Origin of the sequence: uncultured Bacteroides sp., assembly GCF_905207245.1 — a bacterium.
Classification (GTDB): domain Bacteria; phylum Bacteroidota; class Bacteroidia; order Bacteroidales; family Bacteroidaceae; genus Bacteroides.
The window spans coordinates 1-15,441 of sequence record NZ_CAJLKP010000058.1 but is presented as its reverse complement, the minus strand read 5'-3'; the positions used below and the strand labels follow the sequence as shown (position 1 = coordinate 15,441).

The following is a 15,441-nucleotide window of genomic DNA, read 5'->3' as shown; positions in this document are numbered from 1 at the left end:
TTTCTAAGAAATCTGTATCTTTTTACTTTCCGGAATACGCCGTTTCTATTTGCTTAATTAGTTCCTTTTCTTGGGAGCTGAATTTGCGGGCAAATAGTTTGTCTGAAGCGATTAGTTCATTATAGTCCTGCAGTTTCCATGTATAGGGATTTCCTCTGTTCCAGTCAGTCAGTCGCATGTTTCCTGCATCATCCTCATTAGCTTTGTATATATTTTCTTTGAAAGGAGAATTCCATAATATAGTTTGAACAAAGATTTCATCGGGACACAATGTGTACTTGAAACGACGAATGACGAAAGGTTTCTTTTCTATCAGATACTGGCAAAAGCCTTGAGTGATACTACACCAGTTGGGACCTTTTTTGAATTCAACCTCTTGTTTCCTTCGAAATCGAATGAGTTTCTGTATAATAAGTGCAATGTTGTGGCATGGTGCGGTTGCAATATGCCATTTGCTATTGCTACGTTTAAGGCTCTTTGTGAAAAAGTAGTATCGTGAAATTTTACGATCCAAATCCTTTTGATGCCTGCTTCCCAACCAATAGCTGACAAACTCCTTGCCGGAATTGGCTTGAAAGAAGGAGTGTATATAATCTTGTGTTTGTATGGGTAGGTCTACACCCGAAAGCAGGTGATAGTAAGCATAAGAATTTTGTCTGGCGGCAGTTTCAAGCAACAGATACTCCGTTTCTACTTGGCTGATATCTCCCCAGTATACTTTATTGCGGTCAGGTAATACGAATAATTGGGCTTTTTGTGTACATAAGAGATATGTCTTTTTGTATAGCTCTGTTGAACGATGGTCGATATGTAGATAAATATCATTACGTTCATCGTCAAGCATAGATAAAAGAGCTTGTAATACCAGATATTCGTTATGGGCGATAATCAGATATGCATGCTTCATTACACTATTTATTGAAGTGGCGTTTGAAGAAATCAGGTATAGTATTGTCTGTTTTGATGAAACCATCGTGTCGCAATTGCTCATAAGAGTTTGCTCCGATGATTTTGTCATATTCCATTTCCAGTTGTTGGCTTTTGTACAATTGATAGAAATACCGCCAGTGCATGCCGATATGCCTATGGGGGTTTTGCTCCAGTTGTTTACCGCCATTAATCATTTTTTCAAGAAATCGCTCCTTGCCGCGGATGGAATAATGATAAATGCAAATATTACTTTTCCTAAGACGTTTAGGAAACATAAGTACCTTATGGTTTCCTGTGGAAATCTGGAGGTATGAGGTAGTGCGATGGAGTACTTTCCCTCTTTGTGGTATGTAAAGAGAGTAGCGCGAAAGATTATAAAAACTGTATTTCAATGGGTTGATGATTGGAATGATTGCCTGATTCCATTGCCAAAAATGCTGGCCTACTTCTGGATACATATACCTCATGGAACATTTCAGTACATTGGCTCTAGTGGTAGTTAATTCAGTTTTCAGGTTACCTGTAGGTGAATACCATAGCTCGTCGGCATCGGCATTGATAACCCAATCTGCATGAAGTTGTTTTTTGGCAATCTTTATCATGCGGTCCACCCATACTTTTTGGTTATAGTTGGTTGCCTTTTCTATGATAGCCTCTTTGATCCAACCTTTTTCCTGATATTTTCGGATGATTTCAATAGTGTTGTCTGTGGAGTTATTATCAGTAATGATGAATCCATCTACCCCCATAGCTTTATGGAAACAAAGATTCTCCTCCAGTATATCTTCTTCATTTTTGACCAATAATGTCATGATGAGCTTTGGATTGGAGGTACGTCTGAAGGTCTGCGGGACTTCTTCAAGAACATTGACTATTTTGTTTAAAAGAGGCATTAGCATTAACTTTAAATCATTGTTTAGGTTGCTATTTTACAAAGATATATTATATTTCTATACATTGATTTATTCTTGGTGAATAAATCAATAAAAACTCTTAGGGTGTGCTAGTTCAGTTGTTTAACTTTTATTGTTTTCTTCTTGTTTATTACTTTATATAGAATCTTGCGAAAGAAATAGTGAATGGCATTTTTGCGGGTAATAACATGCCATCCCTGCTGTTTGGCAAACTGAATGTATTGATCGCGGAAAGGGCTGTCGCAGTTGTACATCCATGGTTTGCGTTTTCCGGTAAAATGTATGATAGCAGGAGATTTCAAGGCATTATCCCAATCGTTTTTCCTTTCAGGCTGTACTTCAGGACATGCGTACAAGAAGAAGTCCATCAGATTCCAACGAATGGAAATAAATTGTTTTTCTTTATGAAGTAATGCGTTCAGTACATCTTGGTCGTGCAATTTTATGTTGTCATAATTGGATACGATATAACTTTTACATGCCTTTACAAGTTCCTTTTCCCTCCATTTCTGTAGATTTATAAGCATTACTCCCGAGTTGAAGTAAGAATATTCGACAGGATACTTTAGTACAACAGGAGATTCGGTATCGAATGGGGATCTTTCTTCAACAGCAGCTACGGCAATATCGTCGATATTTTTCTCCCACAATTCTTTAATGGAATCAACTACCATTAGGTCACAATCCAAGTATAGAATCTTGTTGATATGGCTGGGGATGAGCTCCGACATGAAAAGTCTTAGGTAGGCAGCAAGAGACAAATGATCCTGTTTCCTTATGGGGAAATCTTTAATGAGCGAATAGTCTACGTCATAAAAATAAACTTCAGCTTGATGTTTCTCGCAAAACACTTTAAGTTTTTCTTTTCCGGTTTTATCAATTTTGCTGCAAATGATGTGTATGCGAAATTTCTCATGTGGAGTATGCACAAAGAGGCTTGCTAACATTACACCGCAATATTCAATGTAGTTTTCATCTATGCTACAAACAATATCTATCATAGTTCTTTAGGTTATTATAAAAAAATGCAAGTTTGCAAAGGTACATATTATAGAAGAAAAAAATGTAGTTTATGGACATATTTTCTCATTAGATAAGAATTTTCTTCTTTATTACGATTGGCGACGCTGACGTTTTAAATATTTATGGCGATAATAAACAATGAATGCTATCGGAAAATACTTATATAAGAAAGAGTAGCGGCCTTTTCTTTTGGTATGTACAAGAGGGGTCAGACCAGTTTTTTTCATCTGTTTTACCATTTTCCATTGAGCCCTGCTTTTGATGGCAAAACTATTATTCAGGTTCTCCATCAGTCTTAACGATATATGTTCACTCAGGGCAAACGAGATATCCTCTTCTTTCACGTGTTCCTTTATGAAGCGATTGAGACTATCCATAGCTTTTATCTTATCGAAGAGCCCATATTCTTTATAATTCTGCATGAATGAAGTTTCATTCTGCACATAGTTATAGCACGTCAACGGGAGATGCATGATTTTCTCAGCAAAGTAAAATACGCGGGGAATGAATTCTTCATCTTCATGCCGTATATTGATGAAAGTGAATTCCATTTTCAGCATATATTCTCTGCGATAGGCAAGCATCCAGACTGCGGCAGGCATATACCCTGTCTTTATGAATGATTTACCGGAAACAATATCTTGCGGACAAAACTTGCGTGCGTCATAATCAAACCCTTTCAATAGTTTATCCTGACTTCCCCAATGGTTATAATCGAACAGAAGAATATCTAAATGGTTCTCCTGAACTGCTTCATAGATTTGTGCTAATGAGTTTGTGCAGAAATAGTCGTCGGCATCGGCAAATAAGATAATTTCTCCTCGTGCAATACTCATACCAAGATTTCTAGCAGCACTTACTCCCTGATTGGGGGTTGTGATACTTTTTATGGTGGGATGTTCCTTAGATAGCCCTTGTATAATATCGGCTGTCTGGTCTGTAGAGCCGTCATTAATTGTGATAATTTCGTATTCGTCAGGTGCGATGTTTTGTTGCAATGCTGATAAAATACATTTTCCGATGTGCTTTTCTGCATTATATGCAGGAATAATAATAGAAATTTTCATGGCTTTCCGTATTATTTGTTTGAAAATGGTCGATATAAAATGCTATTATATATATCTTCAGCAGGGGTGTGATGAGAAGAAAAGATAGCATTAAGCTTCAGCAACCAACAGACCAGTTTACGTGCTCTTTTCTGAAATTTTTTTGTATGATTCATAGTTGGTATGATGGCTTTGAACTCCGATTTGTTATATTCCAGTATATCAATGTATGTGGAATAAAGTTGATGTGAAAGGTTTTCCTTAAGCCACTTTAACCGTTCTGTCTGTACATCTATGTAGTTGGAGCTAATGCCTGTTCCGTCACATTCGGCAATAGTTGACGGTATGTGACGGTAGCTGCATCCTTCCATGATGATGGACTGGAAGCTATGTCCCCAATCTGCAATTATCTTATATCGGGTGTCATATAATTTATCGGCAAAAAGAGAATGGTGGATGAAGCATGCCTGATGTGCTAATGCATTATAGAAAAAGAAAATTAAGTCAGGATAATCAGGACCTGCTTCTTTCCTTTGTTCTTGACTGTTTACCAAGACTATATCTCCATAGATATATTTCGTTCCGTCAAAAGAAATCTTTTTAAGGACATCTCCTTGCAGACAGTCTCCCGAATTTAGGAAATAGAGATATTCTCCTTTGGCTTGCCTAATTCCCTTGTTCATTCCGTCATAAATACCGTTATCTTTCTCAGAAACCCAATAAGTCAGTCGAGTGTTTCTTTCCGAATACTTTTCTATGGTTTCTTTGCTTCCATCATTAGAATTGGCATCTATGATGATATGTTCATAGCTGGTGTATGATTGCGTTTCGATGCTGCTCAATGTTTTCTTAAGTCCTTCGTTGTTATTGAAGTTGACTGTAATAATGCTAAGAATCGGGGTTTTCATTTGGCAAACGTTTTGGGGATTAGAGCTTCATTTAAGACCTTTTGATATACCTTCTTTGTTTCCTGAGTTGCTTTTTCCCAAGAGTATAATTGTAATCGTTTCACTCCTGTTGCTACTAAACAGGAACGTTTTTTATTACTATAAATAACTTCTGTCAGCGTCTGTACTATCGATTCCACAGAGTAAGGATCGAAATAAGCACCGGCATCACCCGCTATTTCGGGAAAACAACTGGTATTGCTCAAGGCTACAGGACAATGGCAGGCATAAGCTTCCAGAATCGGGATGCCGAACCCTTCATAAAGTGATGGGAATACAAAGAGGAGTGCCCTGCTGTATAGTTCGCTTAGATACCTGTCATCTATTGAAATTTGTATAATCCTGTCTGCAATATTCAGTTTATCTATCAAAGTCTTCTCTTCCCAGTTGAACGGATGCCCCGTACAAAGCAGGTACAAGTTCTGGTCTGTTTTGTGGATAATAGCAAAAGCTTCCAGTAGGCGTTGGAAGTTCTTATAAAGAGTTCGGTCTCCTACAAACAGAATATAACGATCAGGAAGTGATAATTGGTCTTTCCCATGATGGGGCTGCATACTTGTCCCATGGTAGATGACGTCTATTTTCCAGGGATTGATATTTAATATATTGATGATGTCCTTTTTGGTATTTTCACTGATTGCAATAATCCGGTCAGCTTTAGTTATTACTTCCTTCTTTTGTGCCGCAACCTCCTTGGCATCATGAAAATATTCGGGAAACAGTTCATGAATCATGTCATGTACTGTTATCACATAGGGATTATGGCCTATACACTCAAAGAAAGACGGACTATAGTAAGTAGGGTGGAAAAGGTACGGAGACGATTTTCGGAGCAATTTTCTTGTCAGCTTTTGATTTTCGAGCAGAAGTCTCTGTTTGTAATGTTTAAAAAAGAAATGTGGGACATAAATGCGGTGTCCGGCAAGTTTAGTCTGCACTAAATAGTGGTTCTCTGTAAAGCGGACAGAAATATCATACTCCATATCCAGTTTGGATATGATTTCGCAGAAATAACGTGAGATTCCGCCATATTTCTGCAGATCGAATATTTGAGAATCGTAAATAATGTACGGTTGTTTTTCCACCTGATTTTTATATTTTTGTTTTTATAGCTTCTTGCAATAAAGAGCGAAATTCATTTTCAAATCTTTCCAGATTCCACGTGTGTTTTGAATATGATATATTTTCTTTTATCAGCTTATGAAATTTTTCCCGGGGCAACGTCGTTGCCCATTCCATAGCTTCACTTATCGCCTCAACGGATAATTCTGGCAATAGATAACCATAATGTTCTATTTGCTCTACTGCTCCCCATCTGGAGGCTATAGGAACGACCCCCATTTGCATCAAAGCAATAACAGAGCCGGGACATCCTTCACTGCCCGAAGGAAATATATTGAAGGAACAAAGATAAGCTAAATGCATGAATTCTTCGGATGCGGTGCTAAGATAACCATGAAACGTAATATTCCGGCATCCTACTACGCGATTCTGGTAGTAATCCATGAATTCATCATCAATAGTGCCAACCACATGCAGGTTGTACTGTGGGTGATCAATAAAGTATTCCAAAACCAAATCTAATCCTTTCAGTAAACTACCACTGGAACCGAACCACAGGAAATCTTTTATGGAAACACTCTGAAGCTTATGTTTTAGATCGCACTCCTGAAAAAAGTTGCTGGATTGGTTGATTATCTTTATTTTATTTTGTAATTCCGGGGGATATGTCCGGATAGTAAACGAACTACCTATTTGGAAAATAACATCTGCCATTTCACAACTATCATGTGCAATTACTAAGCGGGCATACGGCAGTTGTGTTCCATGTTCCTTATTGAATAAATCAGTTCTGTTAATTACCATTGCGCGCTGATGTTTCCAATAAGACCCTGTTGCGTAGTATATCTTTAGAGCTTGGGGATTCCTTTTGCTCATGGTTAGGAAGTTGGGCTCCAAACCAAAGATAATATCATATTGCCGATTGTCACATTCTTGGGGTTCGCTGCAACATACCACCTTTACGTTGTAACCTAAAGAGTGGAACGTTTTTCCAATGATTAATGCCTCTCTCCTGTTTTGGTGAGATTGCATAAAGCTTTTATTTTTCCTGTTATAATATACATCGGAAATATATGAAACGTAGACCCATTTTCTATTGAATAGGGAATAGAGAATATGACGGTTTTTATTTTTCTTGAATATTCTAAGTTTCATATATAAGCTAGTTTTTATAAATATTATCTAATAAATAAAAAATAGAGATATTGTTACCAATAGCATCCCTCTTCTACCTGCCGGGCCTTTTGGGGAGTTTCGGTCTCAGAGGGTTTAACCCAATATTCATTCATTAATTTCGAATAATTATAAGTTGCATTATAGTTACTGTTTTCCCATCTGGCGCCTCTTATCCCGAACAGTAATTGTAAACTGCCACCTATGTGTACAGCCTTTTTCCCGGAACGTTTGACGTGTGCTGCTAATGGCATTCCATACGCTCCACACCCCAATAAACAGACATCATAATCCCTTTTGTCAATTTCGCTTTTCATGAATTCGAGAGCGTCAAACCATGTCTCGAATCTACTGTCGCTTTGATTGCCAATAGTTTGAATAGCCTTGATTGTTTGTAAGTCGAAAGTTGGCAGAACTCTTGGGTCTTTGTGGATGAGTTCTTTTCGGAGATACTGCTTTTGTATGGTTTCAGCAAAAGGATGTACTACCAAAACCTTTTTACTTTCTAAGGCAGTCGTCCACGGCACATCGCTCCAAAAGGGGTTGTAGGGCTCAAAATCTATTTTGTAGGTATGCTGTAATTCCTTTGAGAAGTATTCTTCTTCGAACCTCCAGGAAGCAAGAATATCAATCAGAGGCATGTCTTCAATCATCATCTCCGAAAAACGTTTTAACAGTTCGGGAGTCGCCGAAAAGAATCCGGCATTATTTCTCATCGGATACATTGTATCTTCTTCCCACCACCAAGGGAATGCTTCTCCTTTTATGTACTTGATAATTTTTCTTTTTTGGCGATAGACGCCTAAGTAGTTGACTACGCATCCTATTTCAACTGCGCCGAATCTTGAGAGCATGCAAGGCTCAGGGGATAGTAATCTCTTTCTGATTTGGTCTGCTATGATATTAGGGTCTGTTTCTCTGCACAGAAGCCTATGTTGCGGTAATCCGTACTTTTGGATATGACGTTGGCGTAGCTTTTTCAGTAGTTTTATAAATTTCTTTTGCATGTGACTAAAAGTTAGTGCATTGTTTGTTATTATTCAATATTTGGTTGAATTCAAGATTAAATAGCCCAAAGTATGAGTTCTCTACTTCTTTAGCATCCCACGAATTGTGCCAATGATATGCGAATGCTCCGGGAAAGAACTCTTTATAACTGTTGATGTTATTTTTTTTGTTGAAACCATCGCCAAACTCTTTGAAGAAATCTGTGAATTTGCTTAAAGGCATTCCTTCGCAATATCCTCCCCATAATGGGTCGAAAAAGGTACAAGGATAATTCCTTAGGTTTGCTAATTTCTTATCTTTGTAATCGAATAATACCCATGGCATTGCTGCTTTTCTTTTTTGTAGTTTTTTCGCTAAGTAATTTGTTATGTAGCTATTCTTGCGTAGATATAAAATTGCACTGTTTGCATAAGGTTGGTATTCCCATGCATAGACAAATTCGTGTCCTTTTAGCAAAGGAGTAAAGTCTTTCAAAAACATAACATCGAGATCGAAGTATAAACCTCCATATTTGTAGAGAGAAATAATCCGGAAATCGTCGCCCTTTGCTGCCAAATTCTTGGCTGCATGGATGTACTCCTTGATTTTTAAGAATGGAGTGCCTACTATTTCTTTTTCAACATTCCATGATACTATTTTTATTTTGTCTTTCAGCTCATGCAGATATGGGTTGCTCTCCACCTGTGAATAACCATTTGCTTCATCCAGCCACAGCCACAACTCTGTACTTTCCAAATTTTGTGTACACAGAAAACTTTTAATGGAAAAAGCTTGCTTAAGACCAAAAGTTCCGTGCCAGTAAGCGTGGAAGATAGTTTTCTCTGTAAGTAGTCGGGACGATTGCTCTCTTTGGGAATCAGAGACTTTACTGAGGTATAAGTCTTTGCATTCCAGGATGTCCCAATTCGTGTAAGTTGGTTCTAAGTTTCCGGTGTAAAACTCATTCTTCTTTTTAAAATAATGTTTTAAGCTTCGAATCATATTTTTGATTATGAGTGTGCATCACATTTTGGTGCAATTAATAACTAAGTTAATTGTGGCAATAATAAACTTGGATATAGCATTCATATGGTTGTTTTATAAATGAATCCAAATTGTGTTTTGATTTTAATATGTACAAAGATAAAGTATTTGTAGGTATAATTGATATGTATCGTTTGAAAAAAGATTATTAGATACTAGTGTTCACTAAAAAAGTTCATGTGCAAAAGTCTGTGAATGAAGACATGCATGTCTAACTAAATATCAGAGAGCAACGGCATATATAGAATGACAAGTCACATACTTCTCTTAGCTCTGCTCTGAATCTTTCATCTTTGAGTTCAGAGATTTCACTGCTGCGTTAGTTGAGATGTTCCTAAAGTGCTCCAGACTATACCTCTTCACATACCGGCATATCCATCCCTTTATACACCACTACAATTTTATGCAGAGCCGTGGTGCCGATGGCATTTCTCACCGTTTCCGTATCGGCATAGCGGTTGGCTTGGGCGATAGCTTCTTTACGCAACTCCTCCACACGGTTTTCGGGATCCTTATATTTGGCATACTTCAGCTCTACAATGTAGCTGTGCTTCATGTCAGAATAGATTTCCAGTAACGGACAGAGGAATATATCGACATATCCGGCTTGTGTATCTTGCTCCGAAATGGGGCGATAGAAACGGTTCTGAGCCGTCATGGCAAGGGTGAAGCCGTGGACAAAGAATTCCCCTTTCTGTTTGTCGCGCTGGGAGGCATAACGTTTCAGGCAGTCGGCAATGTAGCCGAAATAGGTTTGCCAGTCGCCGTCGTAGGCAAGGGTACTGGACAGTTCGTTCTTTTCGTAGCTGCTGAAATTGAGGTCAGCTTCATCATAGGTGCTCAGCAGATAGGCGTATAGTTGTTCGCGGACCACCTGGTTGGGAATGGTGAGCTTGGTTTTACCTTTATATGTGCCACTGATAGTGAGCATACCGAAATAATAGAGTAAGCTCACGAAGTTGTCCGGATTGGTAATATTAGCGGCAGGAAAACTATCTTTCAAATCTCCGGTAATATAACCTTGGCTCACCAGAGTCTGGATGATGGAAGCATCGTGGGCAAACTCTTTGTCTTTGCGGATGAGCATGCGCAACTTCTCATAGTCAATACGGATATTGCTTTCTATCATATTCTGCGGTGCTTTGCCATCATTGTCGAGGTAGTTTTTGATAAAATAGAGCACCATATTAGAGTTGTACATGGTAGTTTCACCATAACGTCCCTGTGCGAAGCAATAGTTATCGTACCACGGTTTCATTATGTCCAACAGTTTATCCACAGTGTGGTTGAAGTGGCTGGTGGTGGAGTAATAGGTCAGCATTTGCCGTACTTCCTCTTCCGTGAATCCTATCATTTCGTTGAATCTTGGGGAGAGTGAGTAGTTGGTGCCGATGTTGAAGCCACTGGTGAGGTCGTCCATCGTAACAGGACTGACGCCTGTGATGAAACAACGTTCAATGCTGGAGTAGGTTCCTGCTTTCACCTTATTGAAGAAGGCGCGCAGATAGCCTTCGCCATGTGTCTCGTTGGTGTAGCGGTGCAAACTTTCGGGGTCAGCCAGGATGGCATTGGTAAAGTGGTCGTATTCGTCGATGAAGAGATAAATTCTTTGACCGGTTTTGCTGCATTCCGTAAACAGATATTCGAATTGTTCTACTGCTCCTTCTTTTTCATCCAGTTTTTCCTTGATACCTTGAGGAAGATACTCGGCGTAAACATCGCAAAAGTAGTCGAACATGGTTTGGCAATGCGCATCCAGTCCTTTGCGGTAATTGTGCAGTTCACCCACAATTCCCGAGAAGTTGAGGTATAGCACCAGATAACTGTTGCGGTCACTCGTAGGGTGCTTGCCAATGTAAAGGTCGCCAAACAAAGCATCAAACTTATCCTTGGCAGCTATGTCGTAATAGTGTTGCAGCATACTCACCGTCAGGCTTTTACCGAAACGACGAGGACGGATGAAAAAGAAAAACTTATCCGCGTCTTCTATTATGGGAATAAACCGGGTCTTGTCTACATAATAACAATCATCACGACGAATCACGGCGAAGTTCATCATGCCGTAGGGGATGCGTTTTCTTTTCGGTGCAATATATTCTTCCATAACTGGTGCCTTTTTAGGAGTTTACTTTGAATGCAAACAAAGGTACGCCCTTTCTGTTATTTCTCCAAACAAAGACTCTTAAAAACACGGAACCCTTTCTTTTTAATAGGTATGCCATCATAATTAGCTTATACTATCATTTTCTCCCAAAATAATTAAAATGAATTATCTGATCGGAAACCTCATAAGCTTCCTTTGCGAAATCCACTTCCTCCGAACTATAGCCCTCTCCTTCCACATTCATTTGCGACCCAACAGCAAATCCTTTCTTATTAGGATTAAGAATGCTTTCACCCAGTCCGGTCCAGTAATAATCATCCAGTTGAAGCAGGTTCAGCAGAGTGGGATACATGTCTATCTGCCCCATTACCTCGTCATAGCGCATACCTACGGGTGAGTTCACAACAATAAAAGGCGTGAATGGTTTATCGGATACAACACCTTTGCCTTGGGGAGTATCACATAATTCAGCCCGGTAGGATGCCAGACCTTCATGGTCTCCTGTGATGACAATCAGTGTTTCCTTATATTGTGGAAGCGTTTTCAGATATTCCACAAACTTTCCGATGGCTTTGTCCGTATAGCGGGCAGTAGTCATATAATTCCCCATCTTCTCCGGAATATCGGCTGAGAATGATACTTCTCTCAGATGTTCCGGCAGTATGAACGGGGCATGACCGGAGTAAGTGATGAACTGCATATAGGCATTTTCTCCTTTCTTCCAGACTTCTTCTTTGGCTATCTTCTCCTGACATTGGGCAAAGAATGAACCGTCTCCGGTGCGCTTATGTGTCCCGAAGGCTTCGGTCAGTTTGAAGTCGTGATAAGCAAGGATGGTATCTATGCCGAAACTGTAAGCGATGGGGCCCTGATTCCATGTAGACACTTTATCTATGGTCAGCAAGTAGTTGCGCGATTGCTTTTTCTCCCGCATGGCCTTCTGGAGTGAAGGATAGACATGATTGGGATACTGACTGCTGTAAGTACCACTGTTTAAAGGAAGCAGTCCGGTGCAGAGCATTAGCTGTGCATCGATGGAACGACCGCCTTTTACCTGTGTCAGCACATGCGGGGCATAAAGCGTGGTGGAATCTTTCAGCAACTTGTTCAGGTAAGGAGTGATTTCTTGTCCTTCCACTTCTTTTTCCAGTACCCAGCTTTCCAGCGATTCTGCAAAGATAATGATGCAATTATTGCGTTGGCTACCGCTACAGCTATCCGGTACGGCAACTTCGTGTTTAGGCTTTTGAGCCAGCCAATCTTCTATTTCTTTTTGTACTTCGGGAGTCAGCTCGGCTTGCTGGTTCATGAGGTCGTAGCACAAGCTGCCAAAGACTGTGTACATGGTAGCTCCGCTTGAACAAAGATAAGCTGCCTGGCGGACTTTGGCGTTAGCGGCCTTGAATCCACCTTTTGTCATTGTCACGATGGTAAAGACGCAGATAATTGCTGCCAACATACCCAAATATGGAAGAATGGGTGCCGGACGCTTCAGGTGTGACGCTTTTTTTGTACGTAGATGAATCAAGACGGCGGCAATGGTAGATAGCGGAAAGAGCAGGTCGTACCACCGGAGGGAATCCACCACGCTTCCGGTGAAGTCCGCAAGGTTGCCCGATAGCCCGTAGCTGTTCAACGGTATGGCGGTGTAATAAGTGCGGAAGTACATCAGGTTGGCTATCAGGAGAGCATCCAGCAGGAACATGATGACGGTTTCCGTTTTCCAGAGCTTGAAGAAAGCAAAAGGAATAATCAGTATAAGGGTAGCTATGAGCTTTGTTGTATAAAATTCGATGGTAGAGAAAGGAGCGAAGGTAGTGGGGATGCACCACAGCACATCAAACAGGATGAATTTAAGAAAAATAGAGATTCCGAATGTCAGTACGGACTTATCAATCTTTGTCATAATAAAGAGTTTTTTTATATCCGGGCGCAAAGGTACAATATATTTTTCCGATTTCATTCCGTTACCTATATAAATGAACAACAGGACTTGTTTGTTTGGGGTTGTATGGATAAATCTCGTTAATAATGGACGTGTCTTCTTTATCTTAAGGAATTTTCTTGTATCTTTGCGCCCTTAATTCGTTAATGACCAAGCAATGAAGGAATTCCTGCAATTAATGCGACGATTTGTGTCGCCTTATAAGAAGTATATAGGATGGGCAATCGTGCTCAATGTTTTATCGGCTGTTTTCAATGTCTTCTCATTTACCCTGTTAATTCCTATTCTGAATATCCTGTTCAAGACAGGTGAGGGTGCAAAGGTGTACCATTTTATGGAGTGGGGAAGTGACGATGTAAAAGATGTGGTGATAAATAACTTCTATTACTATGTCACCCGTTTGATTGAAGTACACGGACCTATAATGACGCTTCTCTTCATGGGGCTTTTCCTTGCCTTCATGACGATGCTGAAAACATCTTGCTATTTCGGTTCTTCCGCCATCATGATTCCTTTGCGTACGGGGGTTGTTCGCGACATCCGTATCATGGTTTATTCTAAAGTGATGCATCTGCCGCTCGGCTTTTTCTCTCAGGAGCGGAAAGGAGATATTATTGCCCGTATGAGTGGTGACGTGGGCGAAATAGAAAACTCCATTACAAGTTCGCTGGACATGTTGCTGAAAAACCCTATTCTGATTCTGCTTTATTTCGCAACGCTTATCATCACCAGTTGGCAACTCACTTTGTTTACCATAGTGGTGCTTCCCGTTATGGGTTGGCTGATGGGTAAAGTCGGCAAGAAACTGAAACGCCAGTCTTTGGAGGCGCAGGGCAAGTGGAGCGATACGATGTCGCAACTGGAAGAAACTTTGGGTGGTCTGCGTATTATCAAGGCTTTCATTGCTGAGGATAAGATGGTGGACCGTTTTACAAAATGTAGCAATGAATTGCGTGATGCGACCAATAGGGTAGCTATTCGCCAAGCGTTGGCTCACCCGATGAGTGAGTTCCTGGGAACGCTTCTCATTGTGCTGGTACTCTGGTTTGGTGGTATGCTGATTCTGGGTGATGAACATTCTTCGCTGGAGGCTCCTACTTTCATTTTCTATATGGTTATCCTTTATAGCATTATTAATCCGTTAAAAGAATTTGCAAAAGCAGGATACAATATTCCGAAAGGTTTGGCTTCCATGGAGCGTGTGGACAAGATATTGAAGGCTGAGAATCCTATTAAGGAGCCCGTAAATCCGCTTCCTCTGCACGGGATGAATCATAATATTGAGTTTAAGGACGTCTCTTTCAGCTATGATGGAAAGAGGGAAGTGCTGAAACATATAAACCTGGTTGTTCCTAAAGGTCAGACCATTGCCCTTGTCGGACAGTCCGGTTCCGGAAAATCTACGTTGGTCGATTTGTTGCCGCGCTATCATGACATACATTTTGGTGAAATCATGATTGATGGTGTCAGCACCAAGAACTTCCGTATTCACGACCTGCGCGGTCTGATAGGAAATGTAAACCAGGAGGCTATCCTGTTCAATGATACTTTCTTCAATAACATTGCTTTCGGTGTAGAGAATGCCACGCTGGAACAAGTGATAGAAGCGGCAAAGATTGCCAATGCCCACGACTTTATCATGGAAACCGAGCATGGCTACAATACGAATATCGGCGACCGTGGTGGCAAGCTTTCCGGTGGACAACGCCAGCGTATCAGTATTGCCCGTGCCATCCTGAAGAATCCGCCTATCCTTATTCTTGATGAGGCTACTTCCGCTCTTGATACCGAATCCGAACGTCTGGTGCAGGAAGCTTTGGAACGTCTGATGAAAACACGTACTACGATTGCCATTGCCCACCGCCTTTCTACCATTAAGAATGCAGATGAAATCTGTGTGCTCTATGAAGGAGAAATTGTGGAACGCGGCAAACATGAAGCTTTGTTGGATAAAGACGGATACTATAAGCGCTTGAATGATATGCAGTCTCTGTCTTAAACAGAAAGCTGATACAACAATGAGTTTTGGTTAGTTTTGCCTACATCCTACACCCGGGGATTTAAAATTCTCATTCATAGCATGCTATGTGGTGTAGGCAACGGTGTAGGTAGGTGTAGGCAATTGGTTTGCCTACACCGGGGTATTAGGGCTGTTTCTTTCTTTATAATATAAACAAACATCTTATTGAATACAATGTATTGCAGTTTCCTTGTAGTGTACTGAATAAGTTGACACTTCTAAAATTAGAAATTCATATGGAAGCAT

12 protein-coding genes are annotated in these 15,441 nt (G+C 40.2%); 1 reads left to right on the top strand and 11 read right to left on the bottom strand.

Annotated features, from left to right (window positions below):
• Window positions 1-22 precede the first annotated feature (22 nt).
• From QZ135_RS16645 to QZ135_RS16595, 11 genes are all read right to left on the bottom strand, one after another.
• Entirely contained in the window at window positions 23-907 is an 885-nt protein-coding gene (locus QZ135_RS16645; protein WP_294611735.1) for a beta-1,6-N-acetylglucosaminyltransferase, read from the bottom strand.
• Between the two features lie 4 nt (window positions 908-911).
• The gene (locus tag QZ135_RS16640; protein WP_294611732.1) at window positions 912-1,829 is read right to left on the bottom strand and encodes a glycosyltransferase family 2 protein; all 918 of its coding nucleotides are present in this window, start codon (window positions 1,827-1,829) and stop codon (window positions 912-914) included.
• 104 nt (window positions 1,830-1,933) lie between these two features.
• On the bottom strand, window positions 1,934-2,845 hold the full coding sequence (locus QZ135_RS16635) for a glycosyltransferase family 8 protein (RefSeq protein ID WP_294611729.1): 912 nt from the start codon (window positions 2,843-2,845) through the stop codon (window positions 1,934-1,936).
• Window positions 2,846-2,956: 111 nt separating this feature from the next.
• Window positions 2,957-3,934 (bottom strand): glycosyltransferase family A protein, encoded by a 978-nt coding sequence (locus QZ135_RS16630; protein ID WP_294611726.1) that lies wholly within the window; start codon window positions 3,932-3,934, stop codon window positions 2,957-2,959.
• An 11-nt stretch (window positions 3,935-3,945) separates the two neighbouring features.
• Window positions 3,946-4,821, bottom strand: a complete 876-nt coding sequence (locus tag QZ135_RS16625; protein ID WP_294611723.1) for a glycosyltransferase family 2 protein — start codon at window positions 4,819-4,821, stop codon at window positions 3,946-3,948.
• Window positions 4,818-5,945 (bottom strand): glycosyltransferase family 1 protein, encoded by a 1,128-nt coding sequence (locus tag QZ135_RS16620; protein ID WP_294611720.1) that lies wholly within the window; start codon window positions 5,943-5,945, stop codon window positions 4,818-4,820. The genes QZ135_RS16625 and QZ135_RS16620 overlap by 4 nt, the downstream gene beginning before the upstream one ends.
• Window positions 5,946-5,952: 7 nt before the next feature.
• Window positions 5,953-7,077 carry a glycosyltransferase gene (locus tag QZ135_RS16615; protein WP_294611717.1) on the bottom strand — a complete coding sequence of 375 codons (1,125 nt, stop codon included), beginning with the start codon at window positions 7,075-7,077 and terminating at the stop codon, window positions 5,953-5,955.
• 53 nt (window positions 7,078-7,130) lie between these two features.
• Complete coding sequence (locus tag QZ135_RS16610) at window positions 7,131-8,102, bottom strand: hypothetical protein (RefSeq protein WP_294611714.1); 972 nt, start codon at window positions 8,100-8,102, stop codon at window positions 7,131-7,133.
• A 4-nt stretch (window positions 8,103-8,106) separates the two neighbouring features.
• On the bottom strand, window positions 8,107-9,084 hold the full coding sequence (locus QZ135_RS16605) for a glycosyltransferase (protein ID WP_294611711.1): 978 nt from the start codon (window positions 9,082-9,084) through the stop codon (window positions 8,107-8,109).
• 391 nt (window positions 9,085-9,475) lie between these two features.
• On the bottom strand, window positions 9,476-11,230 hold the full coding sequence (locus QZ135_RS16600; RefSeq protein ID WP_294611708.1) for an AAA family ATPase: 1,755 nt from the start codon (window positions 11,228-11,230) through the stop codon (window positions 9,476-9,478).
• A 136-nt stretch (window positions 11,231-11,366) separates the two neighbouring features.
• Entirely contained in the window at window positions 11,367-13,136 is a 1,770-nt protein-coding gene (locus QZ135_RS16595; RefSeq protein WP_294611706.1) for an LTA synthase family protein, read from the bottom strand.
• A 196-nt stretch (window positions 13,137-13,332) separates the two neighbouring features.
• Here QZ135_RS16595 and QZ135_RS16590 point away from each other — a divergent pair, with 196 nt between their 5' ends.
• Complete coding sequence (locus tag QZ135_RS16590) at window positions 13,333-15,174, top strand: ABC transporter ATP-binding protein (protein WP_294611703.1); 1,842 nt, start codon at window positions 13,333-13,335, stop codon at window positions 15,172-15,174.
• The last annotated feature ends 267 nt before the right edge of the window (window positions 15,175-15,441 follow it).

Excerpts from the sequence above, each read along its gene's own strand:
- QZ135_RS16645 (WP_294611735.1), bottom strand. The coding sequence starts at position 907 with ATGAAGCATGCATATCTGATTATCGCCCATAACGAATATCTGGTATTA.
- QZ135_RS16640 (WP_294611732.1), bottom strand. The coding sequence starts at position 1,829 with ATGCTAATGCCTCTTTTAAACAAAATAGTCAATGTTCTTGAAGAAGTC.
- QZ135_RS16635 (WP_294611729.1), bottom strand. The coding sequence starts at position 2,845 with ATGATAGATATTGTTTGTAGCATAGATGAAAACTACATTGAATATTGC.
- QZ135_RS16630 (WP_294611726.1), bottom strand. The coding sequence starts at position 3,934 with ATGAAAATTTCTATTATTATTCCTGCATATAATGCAGAAAAGCACATC.
- QZ135_RS16625 (WP_294611723.1), bottom strand. The coding sequence starts at position 4,821 with ATGAAAACCCCGATTCTTAGCATTATTACAGTCAACTTCAATAACAAC.
- QZ135_RS16615 (WP_294611717.1), bottom strand. The coding sequence starts at position 7,077 with ATGAAACTTAGAATATTCAAGAAAAATAAAAACCGTCATATTCTCTAT.
- QZ135_RS16610 (WP_294611714.1), bottom strand. The coding sequence starts at position 8,102 with ATGCAAAAGAAATTTATAAAACTACTGAAAAAGCTACGCCAACGTCAT.
- QZ135_RS16605 (WP_294611711.1), bottom strand. The coding sequence starts at position 9,084 with ATGATTCGAAGCTTAAAACATTATTTTAAAAAGAAGAATGAGTTTTAC.
- QZ135_RS16600 (WP_294611708.1), bottom strand. The coding sequence starts at position 11,230 with ATGGAAGAATATATTGCACCGAAAAGAAAACGCATCCCCTACGGCATG.
- QZ135_RS16595 (WP_294611706.1), bottom strand. The coding sequence starts at position 13,136 with ATGACAAAGATTGATAAGTCCGTACTGACATTCGGAATCTCTATTTTT.
- QZ135_RS16590 (WP_294611703.1), top strand. The coding sequence starts at position 13,333 with ATGAAGGAATTCCTGCAATTAATGCGACGATTTGTGTCGCCTTATAAG.